Raw genomic sequence first — 15,986 nt, 5'->3', positions numbered from 1 at the left:
AGAAATGTCAGGGTTTTTCTCCACCCATCCCGATACCAAGCTCGAGCCCAAACACGCGAGGCTCGCCACGGTATAGCACGTTGTAGCCGAATGGGAGTTCAACAGCTGACACGTTATAGTGCCGATTGGTCAGGTTGGTGCCGAATGCGGAGATGCGCACGCCGCGCGTACCGTTCAGCGTGAAGGAAATTCTGGCGCTCAGTTGATCCATGGGCGTTTGCACGAGACCTGACCGGTTGATGACCACCAATTCCATCCTGCTTCGATGCGACCAGTCCACATGAAGACTAAGTTCGCCTGCGCTACCAATCGTATCAGCATAGTCAGCCGATAATGAGTAAGTGTACTTGGGGACCATCGAAAACTTGTTTGCGGATACATCCGTACCGGCATAAACGAAGCGATCATATTTCGCATCCGTATATCCGAGCGTTCCGCTCAAGGTAAAGGCCGGGACAGGATGTAGAACCACCTCGGCCTCGATCCCTTTTATAGTCGCCTTAGCCGCATTATCGACACGTGTAATGGGCGATCCACCTGGACCTGAAACGACCTGCGTCCGTTGGATGTCCTTATATGCCGTGCGATATAGCGCGATGTTGGTCCGCAACACTTTGTCAAACCATTCCGCCTTCAGGCCGCCTTCGATATCCTTTGCTTCCTCCGGCCGAAAAGGGTTGAGAAGCGCTTCGTTGGTGATGTTATTGAAACCGCCGGCTTTCTGCCCCTGCCCGGCACGGGCGTAGAGCAGGACGTGATCGTTGATCTTGTAATCGGCATTCGCCTCCCAGGACCAATAGCGGAAGTTGGCAACTCCATCAGCGAAACACACTCCCGGTGCGCGACGTATGCGCGCAGCGATCTGACATATTCCGCCGACGACGAGTGATGACTGGACCGCGCGCCGCTCGCTGGTATGACGCAGACCTGCACCTATCGTCAGATGATCGCTGACGTCATAATCGACATGGCCATAGAGCGCGAAGGCACGGTTCTGAGCGAAACCAGGGCCCTCTCGACGAATGGCAGGAACATATGCACTGCTCTGACCCTTTTCGCGAAAGTAATAGGCACCCAGAATCCATCCGAAAGGACTTGAGGGAATGTCGCTCGTCAGCTGGAGTTCGCCCGTATATTGCTTCTGGTCTTCCAGCAGCGTCGCGTCGAGAAGGGCGGTCTGATATCCATCGCTGTCGCTGATCGTGAAGACGTTCTGCTTGTGGTAAGCAAGTATGTTCTTGAGCGCTACGCTGCCCAGATCGACCGTGGTCGTCAGGGAATGGGTGTAGGCTTTCAGGCGATCTCTGGCGGGCGCACCCGCGACCGCTTGGTAAAAGCCAGACGGCGGCTGACTGCCGAAGCCCGGACCCGTCGGTATCGCCGTGTTTGGCACCTGATCCGCATCGCCGTAGGTAAAGCGATAGATCGTTTCCCAGTCGGCGGTGGCGTTCAGGCGGATTTGCGCCCGAAGCCCGAAATAATCGCGCGAATTTCCATCGGGTCCGTTGGCAAGGTTGTCAATAACACCGTCGCGATTGACCTTGATTGCGGAAACCCGAACAGCGATCTTGTCGGCAACCACTGGCACGTTGACCACGCCTTCGAACTTTGTCGAATCAAAGTTGCCGATCGAACCAACGACCTTGGCACCCATTTCGTACTTCGGCGCCACGGTGGAAATCAGGATCGCACCGCCGGTGTTGTTGCGGCCAAACAGAGTTCCCTGGACTCCGCGCAACACCTGAACCTGCTGGACATCGAACAGGCCAGTAACGGCACCCTGGATCCGGGCGCGATACACGTCGTCGATATACAATCCGATGGACTGGTCGTTGGTGATCACGGCATCGCGGGCAGTCTGGCCGCGCAGAGAGATCGTGACCGCCATGCTTGAGCGTGGATTCTGCTCAAGCACGAGTCCCGGAGTGGTATTGGCGATTCCACGGACGTCGCCAACATTCTTCGCTGCCAGCTCTTCCTGTGAAAAGGCGGTAATCGCCACCGGAACGTCTTGAAGACGCTCCTCTTTCTTCCGTGCGGTGACGATGATGTCGCTAGTTGTAGTTTCCGCTTTCACTTGAGCAAGTGCATGCCCCGATGGCGCGACAGATGTTGCTGCGAACGTGACAATGCAGAATCGCAAAGTTGATTTATACATTATCCTCTCCATCTTATAGTTATTATTGATATTAATAATATATATTATAATTTTATTGGAAAATCGCCCCATGTTTCAGGGGTAAGTACGTCCTGGTCCTCTCCCCAACATTGCAAACCGTCCAGATCCCATTGCACTAGGCTATCCCATGAAAGGATGTTGCCGCTCGTATGCATGATAGATCTGGAGAGCGATCGCCCAACGGCGCGGAAGGGGCGTCTGTCCTGATCCTCACCCTCAAGTACCAGGTCCAGCGGCTGCCCCTCAGGTCCGCGCTCAATTACGCTCCGCGATCCTATTGCCAGTGGGCTGGCGCGACCGTCGCGCAGTAGCCAACCGCCTCCCCGGGGGGCGACGGACCGGTCTCCTGCATATCCGCTGGTCATAAGAAGGCCGTTCTCGCGGGAATGAAGGGCGTATGTGTAGGCGCCTCGCCGTCCCTCAAGATCGGACCGCCGCTTCCACGATCGATCACGCATCTGGATGCAGTCGACGGATATCTGTTCTTCATCAAGGATGAGCGATCCGACGACGCGGCCGAACTGATCGATATGGTTCCCGTCCACCAGTGTTGGATGAACCAGCGCACGCCAGGTGATATCGAAGCTCGCATTATTGTGCTGGTAGCGGATGTGATATTCGGTGAGCGGTTCTACGACATCGAGCCAGAACCCCACGTCGGACATGTCGATATGTTGCAGAGAAGGGGGGATCGGCAAATGCCATAATGATCTGAAGTGACGCGCACGCCATGGCTCAAATCCAGTGTTGTCGAAGATATTAATTTGAAGGGCGCAAACTCCCATTGACGGACGAATGATGAGGTAGATGACACAGTTAAGTGCTCGTTCAGGTATCGTGAAGGCGAACCAGACCGTCTCGATGTTCCACCATTCGTCGGGTTCTGAGGGATGATGTTCGTCGTCCGCCAGCACAGCGGCAGCCCGCCTAGATTTCGTTATCATTGATCTCTCCCGCTTCCTTGTAAATGGAGGCCATTGTTTGAGCGAGGATAGTTCGGCACCGCAGCGCAAAATCGAAACCGGCATTCGCAAGAACGAAATCTTCGGTTTCTCGGGAAAGGTACATGTTCCTGGCCGTTACCCCAGCCTGTATTACCTTAAATTGACGCAGAATCTTATAGAAATTCATATGTTCTAACTCTAATGAACTTGAAGACCCTCCTCCATCTACGTAAGATGAATTAAATTCTTCATGAATATTGAGGAAATCCAGAACATGCGACAGTGAGCCGAGGTCTTCCGCTGCTGCTCCTGGCCCGGACAGTTCCCAATCGAGCAAAGCGGTGAGACGGCCGTTGCCTACAAGAATATTGTGGAGCCCAAGATCTCCATGGACGAAACAAAGGGGCCCTTCGCTCGCCTCAACATGGTCGAGAAGCCACCGGTATGCGGCTTCGAACTCCACGGCAACCAGCCCCGCCTTGAGTGTCTTCAGATATATCTCCTCAATGCGCGCCCTTATGGCGGCGGCGCGCACGCGTCCAGGCACGATTCCAAAACGCTCAGGATCGGCCGAATGAAGACGTCCCAAGACAGCGCCCAGTTCGATCACGGCGGGCACGATATCGGGCAACAGCGGATGAAGCTCGGGAAAATATTCCCCTGCCTTCACACCCGACATCCGCGTCGTGATAAGGAAGGTTCCACCAAGGATGCTCGGGTCCGCCTCAGCTGCCAACAGGTCCGGTACGGGCATTCCGCCAAGCTTTCCCAACGCCACGATTACGGAGGCTTCGGCGGCAGCTTGAGAAGCGATGAAGGCTCGTTTCCGATCGAGCCTCAGCACCATTCGTGTCGGCAACGCAGGGTTTGCGTTGACCGTCAGCAGATAGGTTTCTTTCGATCGGCCGCCCGGTACTTCCTCGCAAGCTATGAGTTCGATTCCCGGGCCGAACCGATTGTATAAATAGGGCGCCAGCTGGCTTGATATTGAATCTGCTGTCGCAGCTGTCGCCTGCTGCCTTCCCTGAGCGGTCCCGACCGCGTCGCGGCGACTTTCAATTTTGGCGAGCATGTGGGCCTCCGCTTGCATCAATCGTGCAGTCAATTGGACAGGTCGGGTTGATCGCAACTTGTGGAAGCCAGTCCATCCGGGATCGTTTGTGTCCGGGACCGACAACCCCGCGTGCTGGGCATATTCGTTCGTATCCGCTTCGTTCCAGCCGTCTTGAACCGCGACCAGGGCCAGGCATCGTATTACGTTGTCCAGCGCATCGCGCGCCGCATGATCCTTGATCGTTCCTGCCGCGATCGAGCGCAGTTCGCCAACTGCGCCGTCCAGCACGCGTTGCCGCATCTCGATCTCATGTCGGACGGAAGCGATGAGTTCCGGCACCTGGAATTCTGCTGCGCCTGTTGTCGGCCGACTCAATTTTTACCTCCCCATCAATTTATCGGCTGGACATTAAGCGAGTGCTAAAGTTAAGCAAGGTCTAAATTTAGCATCTGCTTAATGCTTGGTGATTCGATCTATAAATGCGGAAGCCGGCCGTGCGGTGCTGCGCTCTGGTCGGTACTGTTTCGACTTGGTTCCGCTCTACGTGGCCTCGTCTGCCAGAGCAGCAATATGTTTATACTTGAGCTAGGGAGGATGGCTTGGGAGTAGGCGCAATGAACCTCGATGGCCGCATCGGGATAGGGATCAACCGCTACCGACCGACGAGAAACGTCCGCGCGAGCTATCCTGTGATTAAGGGCAGGTCGCGATGAACATCGTTTCTTCGCCGGAAGAGAAGCGCTTCCGTGCCGAGTGTCGCGACTGGTTGGCAGCCAACATACCCTCCGAACGCCGACCACTGGACGCGACTGATGCTGTCGCCTTCGACAAGGCCTGGCAACGCTGTCTCTTTGATGCCGGTTGGGCCGGTATCAACTGGCCCATCGCATATGGCGGCCGTGGCTTGTCGCTGATCGAACAAGTCATTTGGCTGGAGGAATATGCACGCGCGGGGGCACCGTGGATCGGCGCCAATTTCGTCGGCATCAACCATGGCGGCCCGACTTTGATCCTCAATGCCAGCGACGAGCAGAAGGCCTATCACCTGCCACGCATCCTGAAAGGCGAAGCAATCTGGTGCCAGGGCTTTTCCGAACCGGATGCCGGCTCCGATTTGGCGGGGATCAGAACTTCCGCGCGCATCGACGGTGACATGCTGGTCATCAACGGCAGCAAGATATGGACCAGCTTCGCCCACGTTGCCGACTGGCAGGAGCTCATTTTGCGCACTGAAGCCGGCTCACGCCGCCACGCCGGTCTGTCCTGGGTGATCTGCGACATGAATACGCCCGGCATAGAGGTCCATCCAATCCGCAAGATGAGCGGTCAGTTCGAATTCGCCCAGATATTCTATGACGATGTGCGCATCCCTCTCGCCAACGCGGTCGGCGGTATCGGCAACGGCTGGAAGGTGGCGATGTCGACGCTCAACTTCGAGCGCGGTACCGGATTCATCGCCGATCAGGTGAAGCTCGGGCTGGAGGTCGAAGCATTGGTCAGCAAAGCGCGCGCATCAGGCGCGATCCGCGACGAGTGCATTGCCGATCAACTCGCGCAGTCTCGCGCCGAAGTGGCCGCGCTCCGAGCGATGACCTATCGCAACGTTTCCGAAGTAGCACGCAACGGCCAGCCGGGCGCCGAGGCCTCGGTGATCCGCCTGTTCACCGCCGAACTGGGCCAGCGACTAGACCGGCTGGGTGTGTTGCTGGCTGGGCAGGACATCCTCGACTTCCGCTACGGCGATGACACGCTCGTCAGCGACTACCTCCGTGGATTCGCTGGAACGATCGCCGGGGGATCGAGCCAGATTCAGCGCGACATTATCGGCGAGCGCATACTCAACCTGCCTAAATCAAGGTGAATGTATGGACCTGATTCCCTCTTCCGACCAGAAGGCCTTGGTCGACGCGACCATCGACTGGTGCCGCGACAACCTGCCGCTTGAGCAGGCGCGATCCCGTCCCATCGGCCTGTGGAGCGAATTGGACGCTATGGGCTGGCTCGCCATGACGACCCAGGATGTCGGGTTCGATCACGCCAGTGAGGTGCTGGTGTTCGCCGAACTCGGCAAGTCCCTCGCACCCGTATCGATGCTTTCTACAGCGGTCGCCGCGCGCTGGACCGGCGATCGGCGCAAGACTGCTCTCTTCTTTGTGGATGGGAACAAGATGCGCGCGCTCGATGTCGACCAGTCCGAACGGGCCCTCGGCCTGTTTGAATCCCGCGCAGTCATTGCCGCACTTCCCGGCGGGATCGAAGCGACGCCTGGGCTGGATTTGTCGGCACCGCTCGCCGTGATCGACCCGGCACTCCCGTTCGAGCCGATCGACAATCCGCAGGCCGCGCTCCACCTGCAACTCCTCGGCGCAGCCTTCGCGGTAGGCTGCGCCGAGGCCGCGCGCGACATGGCGGCCGAATACGCACTGGTCCGCGAACAGTTCGGACGACCGATCGGATGGTTTCAGGCCCTCAAGCATCTGTGCGCCGATATGGCGGTTCGCTGCGCGATGGCACGCTCGCAACTCTTTTATGCGGCATGCGCGCTCGATGCGGGCGATTCTGGCGTTGCCTTCCATCTCGCTGCGGCCAAGCGGCTCGCGGACCAGGCCGCGCTCGAGAATGGGCGCGGCAACATTCAGGTCCATGGCGCCGTAGGCATTACCGATGCGGCCACCCCGCACTTGTGCCTGAAGCGCGCGCACATGCTCGGCTTTCTGGCTCCACCGGCAATGGATATCCTGTTGGGAGAAGCAGCGTGAGCGACACCGTCCTTTTGGAGCGGGACCGCGCGGTGGGCATCATTACACTCAACCGGCCGGAGCGCCACAACGCAATGGATGACGAGACCGCCGCACGTTATCAGGAACTGCTCGACATGGCCCTAAACGATGAAGCCGTGCGCGTTGTCCTGCTGCGTGGAGCCGGCAAATCCTTCTGCTCTGGCCGCGATACCCGTGTTCTGGGTCATCGCGCCCTTGACGAAAGCGATTATCAATTCGTCCGGCGCGCTCAACAGGGACGGCTCAAGGTGCTCGATAGCCCGAAACCGTTCGTCGCAGCGGTGCGGGGGGCGGCGATTGGGGGCGGGTGTGAACTGGCGCTGGCCTGTGATATCCGTATCGCTGCAAGCGACCTGAAACTCGCGCTCCCCGAGATCGGCTACGGTCTGCTTCCTGATACTGGAGGCACCCAGTATCTCGCCACGCTGATCGGCCCAGCACGAACCAAGTACATGGTGATGAGCGGCGATCGCATCGACGCCAGAACGGCGCTCGCTTGGGGGGCGGTCGATTTCGTGGTCGAGCCAGCGGAATTGGACGCCTTCGCGTTGGGAGTAGCACAGGCGATTGCCAGTAAGCCGCCCATTGCGCTCGCCATGGCCAAAACGTTGATCGATCACGCTACGGTGGGAGCCATCCGCAGCGGTATTGCGCAAGAACTGCTTGCCCAGACCGCATTGTTCAAAACTGAAGATTACGCCGAGGCGCGCGCCGCTCTTCGAGAAAAGCGCACTCCGGTCTACAAAGGGAAGTGAAAGCATGAGCGAAGTGAAAGGCACACGGAGTGCGCCTGCGCTGGGTCTAAGAATGTTGCCAGAAGGTTTGTTCGCCAATGAGGTGGCGATCGTTACTGGCGGCGGTTCCGGACTAGGCAAGGCAATCTCGGCGGAATTCGGACGGCTCGGCGGGGCGGTCGCGATCGCCAGTCGGGATGCGGAGAAGCGCGCGCGCGGCATCGCGGCGGTTGAGGAAGCCGGTGGCCGGGCGATCGGCATCGCGCTCGACGTGCGCGACCCATTTGCCATAACTGCCGCGTTCGACGAGATCGAGGCGGCTCTCGGCCCTGTCACTCAACTGGTGAACAACGCCGCCGGCAATCTCCCCGCCGCTTCGGAAGATTTGAGCCTGAACGCGTGGCGCGCGGTGACTGGTATTGTCCTTGATGGCACTTGGCTGTGTTCTACGGAATTCGCCCGCCGGCGTATCGCCGACGGCCGTGGTGGTGTGATCCTTAACATTGGTGCCACCTACGCGTGGACAGGGGGGCCGGGTACCTCGCCCTCGGCCGCAGCCAAAGCGGCGGTAACCAACCTGACCCAAAGTCTGGCGGTCGAATGGGCACCGTACGACATTCGTGTAAATTGCATCGCGCCTGGTCTCTTTCCCCATCGAGATCGCGCGGAGCACCTGCGTCTCATCAATGCCGACAAGGACGATCTTGATCTCCGTCAGCCTGCACTGAGAGTCGGCCAAGTCCACGAGCTCGGCTGGGCGGCGACCTATCTGTGCTCCGATTTCGCGGCATTTTGCTCAGGTCACACTTTCGTGCTCGATGGCGCTAACTGGCTGCGAAGATCCTTGCGAATGCCGGTCTTTGAACCGGTCCGAGAATGGGTGCCGGGCAAAAGAAAGCCGATAATCTAACAGATTTATCATGTTCTTGCATCATTTACTTGAGAGTTTGCCTTGGAACATCAAATGACACAATTACAAGGCGGTGATTATCCCGATATACGTGAGGAAATTATCAAGCTCTGCCAGCAGTTTCCAGACGAATATTGGCGGCAAATCGATCGGGATAGAGCCTATCCGCGCGATTTCGTGGGCGCATTAAGCGGCGCGGGTTATCTGGCTGCTCTGATCCCTGAGGAATATGGTGGCTCGGGCCTGCCATTATCGGCCGCTGCCGCCATACTCGAGGAGGTTCAGCGCGCAGGCTGCAACGGCTCCGCCTGCCACGCACAGATGTACATCATGAGTGCGCTGTTGCGGCACGGAAACGAAGAACAAAAGCGAAAATACCTGCCCAGGCTAGCAAGTGGTGAACTGCGACTGCAGGCGTTCGGCGTGACCGAACCTTCCAGTGGTACAGATACGGGCGCGCTCAAGACGACCGCTGTTCGCAACGGAGAGTGCTATATTGTCAATGGCCAAAAGATTTGGACAAGCCGCGCCGAACATTCCGATCTGATGCTGCTTTTGGCTCGCACGACGACCCGTGAACAGGTAAAACGCGGTATCGATGGCCTGTCCCTCTTCCTGCTCGACATGAACGTGGCGCGAGCAGCAGGGTGTCTTACCATAAGCCCTATCCGCACGATGATGAATCACTCGACTACCGAAGTCTTTTTCGACAATGTCGAAATACCTGCGGAGAACCTGATCGGTGAGGAAGGTAAAGGTTTCCACTACGTGCTTTCGGGCATGAATGCTGAACGCATATTGATAGCAGCCGAGTGTATCGGTGACGCTAAATGGTTCATAGAGCGGTCGCGCCGTTATGCGAATGAGCGTCACCTGTTTGGACGCGCGATCGGTCAGAATCAGGGCGTCCAGTTCCCCATTGCGAAGGCCTATGCCCAGATGCGCGCCGCAGAGCTGATGGTGCATAAAGCGGCCGAGATGTTCGAGGCGGAGGAGGCTAGTGGTGAGCAGGCGAATATAGCCAAGATGCTGGCCGCCGATGCATCTTGGGTGGCGGCTGAGGCTGCGGTGCAGACCCATGGCGGCTTTGGTTTCGCGGAAGAGTATGATATCGAACGCAAGTTCCGCGAAACACGGCTTTATCAGGTTGCGCCGATCTCAACCAATATGATACTGAGCTACATTTCCGAACATGTTCTCGGCTTGCCAAGATCATACTGATGACTTGTTTCTGGTTGAAGCGCAGTAACCGGATGAAATTTGGGAGGGCGACTTTCTTCATTTGGATCGATGCTATCAACAGATGCAATGGGATGGCTGCCAACGTGGCATTGCTGCGCTTGATAATGTGGTGGCAGAAAAAGGTTCCAGCAGAGGCTAGCCCGCCACCACCACAGCGCTATGATGCGGCGCTAGATTAGCGCTGTGGTCAGGCGAACGAAACAGGAAACTGCTTCCCTCTTGAGATACAGGCGTATCCTCCGATCAGGATGGAAACGGGTCATATTCGCGCACCACATTCGCCGGATTGCCGTCGAACTCGTCCCATGGCATCACTGCGTAATCGCCAGTGTCGGTTCGCACGATGACGATAATCGTCATCAGCGTCTTCGCGAGGTTCCAGGCGAGCGATTGGGCTGTCCTGAGCGGCATGGGCTGAACTCCTGTCTTCGGAGCGGAGACCATCCCCGCTCGACAGGTGCCCCGGCGGCCGAAGGTTGGCCGCAATCACCGCGCAGGACCTGGCCGGAGCGGCTGCACGCGAAGCGTAGCGGACCCTTAACGGGTTGATTGAAGGAGGCCGGACTTCGGCCAAGGGATCAGCGCCTATTGAGAGCGGCGATGGTTTTCGTACCCGGACACGCCATCCTGTTGCCGCCGCCGGCTGGTCGTTCGGCTGGAACCTCTCCCCGCGGACGTGCCTTCCACGAGCCGCCTTGACCGATTGCGTCCGATCTGCATGCAAGAGAGAAGATGACCGCGACGTGGCAGTTGCCTAGAGACGGTTGAGCCGTCGGTGACGATCATGAGTCGAGCCTTAGCGGAACAGTTTAGGAAGTGGAGATATGTGTGAACAATAATGATCTGGCCGACGCACTTGCTGCCGGCAACGGCATCACCAAGGCGGACGCCCGCAAATATGTCGATGGCGTCTTCACCGCGATTGCCGAGGCAGCCGCAAAGGGCGAGGAAATCTCGCTGAATGGCTTCGGAAAGTTCAAGGTCAAGGACAGCCCGGCGCGCGAAGGCCGCAATCCTGCCAATGGCGAGACCATCCAGATCGCTGCGTCGAAGAAGCTGACCTTCGCGCCCGCAAAGGCGGTGAAGGATAAGCTGAACGGCTGAGCATGGCGAAACCGGGACAGGCGCGGGCCTGTCCCGGCAAGCATCCTATCAGCGGGTCGCCCAGCCTGCGCGTTCCGCAAGCGATGGCCGCGACGGCTGCGCCGCCTCATGCGCCATATCGGCGATGTCGCGCTCGGCGAGATTTTCAATCGTATAACCTTGCCGTCCGGCCGCCGCGATCAGCGCGGAGAGACTGGGATATTCGTCGAAGTGGATGCCCAGCCAGAGGCCGGGTTCGTCGCGCTCTTCGTCCTCGAACGCCTGAAGGAAGTAGGTCCGCATCGGCGGGCCGCAACCAATCACGACATTATCGTCGGTACGCATAGACGACCGAACGGTAACAGCGTGGCGGCTCATGGAAGTGCGTCCTTTCCGTACCCGATGAAGAAGATACCGGCCCCGCCGGAGGCGGGGCCGGTGCCGGATTAGGCCGGCGGGTTCCAGATGATGACCTTCTTCATCGGGTCGTCACCCGGCGCGTTGGCGACATTGCCGTAGATAGTCCCGAACTCTGGGGCGGACAGCGACACCGAGACATATTCGGCGCCCGTGGCCTGCGAGAAGCGGTTCCAGCCGGCGCCCAGCTCGAAGCCGTTCTTGCGGCTGATGATCCGGAAGTCGGGTTCGCTCTCCTTCGCCTTGCGGGCGTTGGGGATGATCGCGATCGGCGCGGTGACGTTGAGCGTTGCCAGCGTGCCTTCGAGGCTGCCGTCGTTCTTCACGGTGAGATTAGCGATAGTGGCCATGATCAAAACTCCTTCGGTTGCTCGGGGACCGTCCCCGATGGCGCCCAAAGGAGAGCCCGGTTTGCCGACGTCACTGAAGCGCAAGCGGAAGGGAACCCCTTGCGGGTTGACGTCCCAAGGCAGGCCGAGGATCGTATTCAGGCGATAAATGAGGGTCGGTCTCCGGCAGCCGGAAAGGTCCGCCTGTCCTGGCCACCGCTTTTCCGCGTGCAATGATAGCCAGCCGGTGCGCTGGCCTGCCTGCTTGTCGTCCGGATGATCCCGTTTCTCCTGCCGCGAGAGGAGAGCGTGTTTTCCGATCAGCCGCGTCAGGCCGGCAAAGTGATCGAAGCCAAGTGCTTCTGGAATGCTTCGCGCAATCGGGCGGCATCGGCTCCGAAATGTGCCTCCCGATGATGACTGGGACAGAGGCAGATGACATTCGCCACCGTGTCCGGGCCGCCCTCGTGAAGAGGGACGATATGGTGGGTCTCGAGGTAGATCGCGCCGTCCGCTCGGGCGAAGCCGGGCACGTCACAATATTCACAGCATCCCCCGGCGCGCAGCAGGGCGGCGCTGCGGACGCGCGGATCGCGGACATAGATTAGACTTGCCTGTTCACGCCGTCTTACCTCCTCGGACCCGGCCGGCTCTGACAGGACGAACTGGTCGACGAAGGCACGGGCTAAACCCCGCGCAAGCACATGCGCGCCGGTTGCGGTGTCGTAGGAGGCAAGTGTCCAAGGTTCGGGGTCGAGTTGGCGTTCCGTAACCTGTGAGGCTTTGGCTTCCGGATCATCGCGATCCCGGCGGTTTCCGGCATTGAGAATGACCCGTATCGCGAGTTTGTCGCGCAGCGCGAGTTGTAGCGCCTCGTCCAGCTTGCGGGCACGGCGTCCCCAAGGATTGCCGCGGCCCCGCGCGAACTGGACCTCGGCATCCTGCCGGAAATTGCCGCGATGGACGATACGGCCGTCCTCTTCTTCGAGCAGCACATGCCACAGATTCAGGACGATCGCATGACCGGGTTCAACGAACACCCATTCATAGCAATATTTGGGGTTGGTCCGCGCGCCGGCGGCGCCGCGCTTGCCGTTCGACCAGTCCGCGACGTCGAGTCCCGCTTCGTGCACGAGATCATGCACGAAACCTTTGCGGACTGGCCGGATGTCATCGAGCGTGGTCATGCAGCGACCATGTCATAGGGACGTTAAGATTGCCCGATGTCGACATGCTTGCTCATTCGCGCTTGAAACAGGTGGTCGATATGAAATGCTGCCACTGTGAGTGATCCCGAACCCAAGCCGCTGATCCAGCGCAACTTCGCGCCCGAGCTGCCGCATTTCGGCAAGCATTTCGTCTATCATGGGCGGAGCGGCGTCCTGACGTTCCGAATCGACCTGCAGGACTATACCCATGATGGCCATGTCATTGTCGGCGGAACGGTTCTTCACGGAATCGAGACCTACCCGACCGGCATGGAGAAGGATCTCAGAGGAGAACAGTTCTCCACTTTCGTGACTGAGAGCGAGTATATGCGCCTGTCCAACGCACCTCTGGACTGACAGGGGCACGCCCGGCGCACCGCCCGATCAGCCGGACCGGTTGCGGAAATCCCAGATGCGGATGCCCATCTTGCGGGCCTTGTCGGCGAGATTGTCCTGGATGCCAGTGCCGGGAAACACGATCACCCCCTTTGGGCAGGCCTCCAGCATGGCGTCGTTGCGCTTGAACGGCGCGGCCTTCTTGAAGCGGTTCCAGTCGGGCAGGTAGGGATCCTGCGGCACCTTGCGATCGCGCGCCCAGCAGGCGGCGATGCGCTCGGCGCCGGTCGGCGTGCCGCCGTGCATCAGGATCATGGTGGGAAGCTGGGCGTGAACCTTGTCCAGCACGGCATAGATCCGCTGATGGTCGTTGCAGTCGGCGCCGCCGGTGAAGGCGATGCGTACGCCATCGGGATCGAGCAGCCGTTGCCTCTGATATTCGCGCCGGTCGACATGCTTGCGGCTGTCAAGCACCGCCGAGGTCAGCGCCTTGTGATTGACCATCGACCCGGAGCGGGGAAGCCAGGGCTTGCGGATGTGGATACGGAACTGCTCGGCGGCGGCGTCGCGGAAATACTCCATGGTGTCGCGGCGCTCGATCATGGAGATGCCCTCGACGATCGTGCGCTCGAGTTCGACTGACTTCACCTCGCTGCCGTCCTGTTCGCGCTGCATGCGCTTCTGCGCGCGCTCATTGTCGTCGAGTTCGCGTTCGACCCGCTCGCCGGCACGGTGGAAGACATTGACGATGCCCCAGGCGAGATCTTCAAGGTCGGGTTCGATTCGCGTGTCGATCAGACAGGAGACCAGCGCGTCGAACATCTCGGCGACCGCGCCGCGGGCAATGCGATCGTCCGGCAGAGGCCGATGATCCGGTTCATCCTCGAACGGCCGGTAGCCAAAGAGCTGCATTTCCTGAAGCAGATAGGCGGTGGAGCCGGGCTGCACCTCGCGTTCGTCGTCATGATCGCTCGCCATCTTCACATCTCCGTCGTCTGACAGCCGCGCCTCTCGCGGCCTTCGTGGCGACGAGAGGCGGCGGGCGGAGCGGGACAGAACCGCGCCCGCAAGGGCACGGCCGAAGCGGAGCGGAGGATGGCGGGAAGCGGCTATTTTGCCTCGCGCTGCAAAGAACCGCAGGTTCGGCGGAAAATAGCCGCGAGCGCGCCATTGGCGTCCCGATCCGTTTGCCGCAGTCGCCCTCTGACGAAGGCGCAAGTGCGCGGCGTCCCTGACAAGACCGGAATGGATGGCGAGCGCACGTGACCAGGCCTCACGCAGCCCGCCGACTATCCCTGCGTCAGAAAATGCCCGGCATCCGCCGTCCTGAGCTGAGCGCGCAGGCCCGCCGCCGGTCGCGCCCGTCCGAAGGCAACGAGGTCATCGTTAAAGTCCCCCAGCCTCGGTTCCAGCGGCACGATCTCGATGCGCGCCGGGATCGCCCTCTCGGTCAGGGTCTTCAATGCCCCGGCGCCCGCCGGATCGTTGTCGCGCGCGACATAGAGGCGCCGGAGACCCGCCGGGAACAGAATGACAGCTAGATGGGCGGCCGAGAGCCCCGCGATCGCGGGCATGATCGGCATGGCCTGGCGCAGCGACAGCATGGTTTCGATGCCTTCGCCCGCCATCATCATGGGGCCATTACGCCCGAACCGGACCCCGTTGCCGAGAAGATAGCCCATGGCGCGGCGCGGATAGGCGACGGGGGCCTTGTCGGAGCCATCAAGCGCCAGCCAGGTGCGGTGGACCGCGGTGACGCTGCCATCAAGATCGGTCACCGCCGCGATCATCGCCGGCCATGCGGGGCGGACATCGGGGTCATCCTCGTCCGACGCTCGATACCAGCAATGGGGATGGAAGCGAAGCGCTTCGCAACCGGTGAGGTTGCTGATGTGCCGGGAGGCGAGATAGGTGCGCACCAGGCTGCCCGCGATCGGCTTCGACGCGCCATATAGCTTCCGAGCAGCTTCCGGCGTTCCGGTCGGCGCTTTGCTGCGGCGGACAGGCCTGTCTCGCTTGGCGGCGGCATAGGCAGGCTAAGGAAGCGCCGTGCCTCGACGAGCGTCTCGCGCATGGTCCGGCAATTCCGGGCGGCAGCGATGATGTCGAGCAGGTCGCCATGATCGCCATTTTGCGCATCGGTCCATTTACCCGCTGCTCCGCGTCCGTCGGGGGACGCGGAGAGACGGATATAGAGGCTGCGCCCGGGCGTGTTGTGGACGTCGCCCACCAGCCAGTATCCGCCTTCCTTGCGGCCCTTGGACAGGTAACGGCGACAGACGGCCTCGGCATTGTCGGCGAGGGCCGAGGCGATCTGGGTTGCGGGGCTGGTCGATATCGTGGTGGGCATCATGGGGCTCCTCATGCCGCCTTGCGGCTGGAGAGCCGCTCGATCGGGTAGCGATCGAACAGACGGTCCAGCACATCGACGCCGACAGCCCCGGTCGGCACGTAGAGACGGAGTTTCCACGAGACGATCTCGGAGATCAACCCGACCGATTTTAGCCGTTCCACACCCAGATCATTGAAACCGGCCAGTTCGATGCGCCAATCGTGCATGGCGCGCATCCGCTTCAGGGTCTGGCCCTCGGCAAGATGCAGCACGGATTCACCCGACATCAGCGCCGCATAGGCATCGGCGGCCGAGAGACCCACCGGGCCGTCGTCATTGGCGACGCGCGCGGCCCAGGCCGGGGACACGCGGCGGCCAATGATACGCTCGCCCTCGTCGCTCTGGAGCCGATAGACGCGCGTCGACTCATCGGGCAGC

Annotated in this window: 15 protein-coding genes and 2 pseudogenes; 7 read left to right on the top strand and 10 right to left on the bottom strand. The window is 60.1% G+C overall.

What is annotated here, in order from left to right:
- Positions 1-7: 7 nt before the first annotated feature.
- The 3 genes from MJ601_RS19870 to MJ601_RS19860 are packed head-to-tail and all read right to left on the bottom strand — an operon-like array spanning position 8 to position 4,516.
- On the bottom strand, positions 8-2,158 hold the full coding sequence (locus MJ601_RS19870) for a TonB-dependent receptor (RefSeq protein WP_242129811.1): 2,151 nt from the start codon (positions 2,156-2,158) through the stop codon (positions 8-10).
- Positions 2,159-2,202: 44 nt separating this feature from the next.
- Complete coding sequence (locus MJ601_RS19865; protein WP_242129800.1) at positions 2,203-3,093, bottom strand: DUF7064 domain-containing protein; 891 nt, start codon at positions 3,091-3,093, stop codon at positions 2,203-2,205.
- Between the two features lie 13 nt (positions 3,094-3,106).
- On the bottom strand, positions 3,107-4,516 hold the full coding sequence (locus MJ601_RS19860; RefSeq protein ID WP_242129798.1) for a phosphotransferase family protein: 1,410 nt from the start codon (positions 4,514-4,516) through the stop codon (positions 3,107-3,109).
- Positions 4,517-4,886: 370 nt separating this feature from the next.
- Here MJ601_RS19860 and MJ601_RS19855 point away from each other — a divergent pair, with 370 nt between their 5' ends.
- The 5 genes from MJ601_RS19855 to MJ601_RS19835 are packed head-to-tail and all read left to right on the top strand — an operon-like array spanning position 4,887 to position 9,822.
- A complete protein-coding gene (locus tag MJ601_RS19855; protein ID WP_242129796.1) occupies positions 4,887-6,038 on the top strand; it encodes an acyl-CoA dehydrogenase family protein in 1,152 nt (383 codons plus the stop codon).
- Between the two features lie 4 nt (positions 6,039-6,042).
- Positions 6,043-6,936: an acyl-CoA dehydrogenase family protein gene (locus MJ601_RS19850; RefSeq protein ID WP_242129786.1), complete on the top strand. Its 894-nt coding sequence runs from the start codon at positions 6,043-6,045 to the stop codon at positions 6,934-6,936.
- On the top strand, positions 6,933-7,712 hold the full coding sequence (locus tag MJ601_RS19845) for an enoyl-CoA hydratase/isomerase family protein (RefSeq protein ID WP_242129784.1): 780 nt from the start codon (positions 6,933-6,935) through the stop codon (positions 7,710-7,712). Before MJ601_RS19850 ends, MJ601_RS19845 begins: the two co-directional genes overlap by 4 nt.
- A gap of 4 nt (positions 7,713-7,716) precedes the next feature.
- Positions 7,717-8,601 carry an SDR family oxidoreductase gene (locus MJ601_RS19840; protein ID WP_242129782.1) on the top strand — a complete coding sequence of 295 codons (885 nt, stop codon included), beginning with the start codon at positions 7,717-7,719 and terminating at the stop codon, positions 8,599-8,601.
- Positions 8,602-8,655: 54 nt separating this feature from the next.
- A complete protein-coding gene (locus tag MJ601_RS19835) occupies positions 8,656-9,822 on the top strand; it encodes an acyl-CoA dehydrogenase family protein (RefSeq protein WP_242129780.1) in 1,167 nt (388 codons plus the stop codon).
- 264 nt (positions 9,823-10,086) lie between these two features.
- Here the strand turns inward: MJ601_RS19835 and MJ601_RS19830 are convergent, their stop codons facing one another.
- Positions 10,087-10,254 (bottom strand): hypothetical protein, encoded by a 168-nt coding sequence (locus MJ601_RS19830; protein ID WP_242129770.1) that lies wholly within the window; start codon positions 10,252-10,254, stop codon positions 10,087-10,089.
- A gap of 417 nt (positions 10,255-10,671) precedes the next feature.
- Here MJ601_RS19830 and MJ601_RS19825 point away from each other — a divergent pair, with 417 nt between their 5' ends.
- On the top strand, positions 10,672-10,947 hold the full coding sequence (locus MJ601_RS19825) for an HU family DNA-binding protein (RefSeq protein WP_242129769.1): 276 nt from the start codon (positions 10,672-10,674) through the stop codon (positions 10,945-10,947).
- 48 nt (positions 10,948-10,995) lie between these two features.
- Here MJ601_RS19825 and MJ601_RS19820 read toward each other — a convergent pair whose 3' ends face one another.
- From MJ601_RS19820 to MJ601_RS19810, 3 genes are all read right to left on the bottom strand, one after another.
- A complete protein-coding gene (locus tag MJ601_RS19820; protein ID WP_242129767.1) occupies positions 10,996-11,304 on the bottom strand; it encodes a hypothetical protein in 309 nt (102 codons plus the stop codon).
- Between the two features lie 68 nt (positions 11,305-11,372).
- Positions 11,373-11,693: a DUF736 domain-containing protein gene (locus MJ601_RS19815; protein ID WP_242129757.1), complete on the bottom strand. Its 321-nt coding sequence runs from the start codon at positions 11,691-11,693 to the stop codon at positions 11,373-11,375.
- A gap of 308 nt (positions 11,694-12,001) precedes the next feature.
- Positions 12,002-12,859: an HNH endonuclease gene (locus MJ601_RS19810; protein WP_242129755.1), complete on the bottom strand. Its 858-nt coding sequence runs from the start codon at positions 12,857-12,859 to the stop codon at positions 12,002-12,004.
- Positions 12,860-12,955: 96 nt separating this feature from the next.
- Between MJ601_RS19810 and MJ601_RS19805 the strand changes: the two genes are divergently transcribed.
- Positions 12,956-13,237 (top strand): hypothetical protein, encoded by a 282-nt coding sequence (locus tag MJ601_RS19805; RefSeq protein WP_242129753.1) that lies wholly within the window; start codon positions 12,956-12,958, stop codon positions 13,235-13,237.
- Between the two features lie 27 nt (positions 13,238-13,264).
- On the opposite strand, the gene MJ601_RS19800 is transcribed toward MJ601_RS19805, so the two are convergent.
- From MJ601_RS19800 to MJ601_RS19785, 3 genes and pseudogenes are all read right to left on the bottom strand, one after another.
- Positions 13,265-14,194, bottom strand: a complete 930-nt coding sequence (locus tag MJ601_RS19800; RefSeq protein ID WP_242129751.1) for a DUF2493 domain-containing protein — start codon at positions 14,192-14,194, stop codon at positions 13,265-13,267.
- A gap of 311 nt (positions 14,195-14,505) precedes the next feature.
- Positions 14,506-15,569: pseudogene (locus tag MJ601_RS22145) on the bottom strand (DUF7146 domain-containing protein).
- 8 nt (positions 15,570-15,577) lie between these two features.
- Positions 15,578-15,986, bottom strand: a pseudogene (locus MJ601_RS19785) (strawberry notch C-terminal domain-containing protein); the annotation flags it as partial.

It is taken from the genome of Sphingobium trunci (genome assembly GCF_022664535.1).
GTDB lineage: Bacteria > Pseudomonadota > Alphaproteobacteria > Sphingomonadales > Sphingomonadaceae > Sphingobium.
The sequence above is the reverse complement of the archived record's forward strand: the minus strand, read 5'-3'. Positions and strand labels throughout refer to the sequence as shown.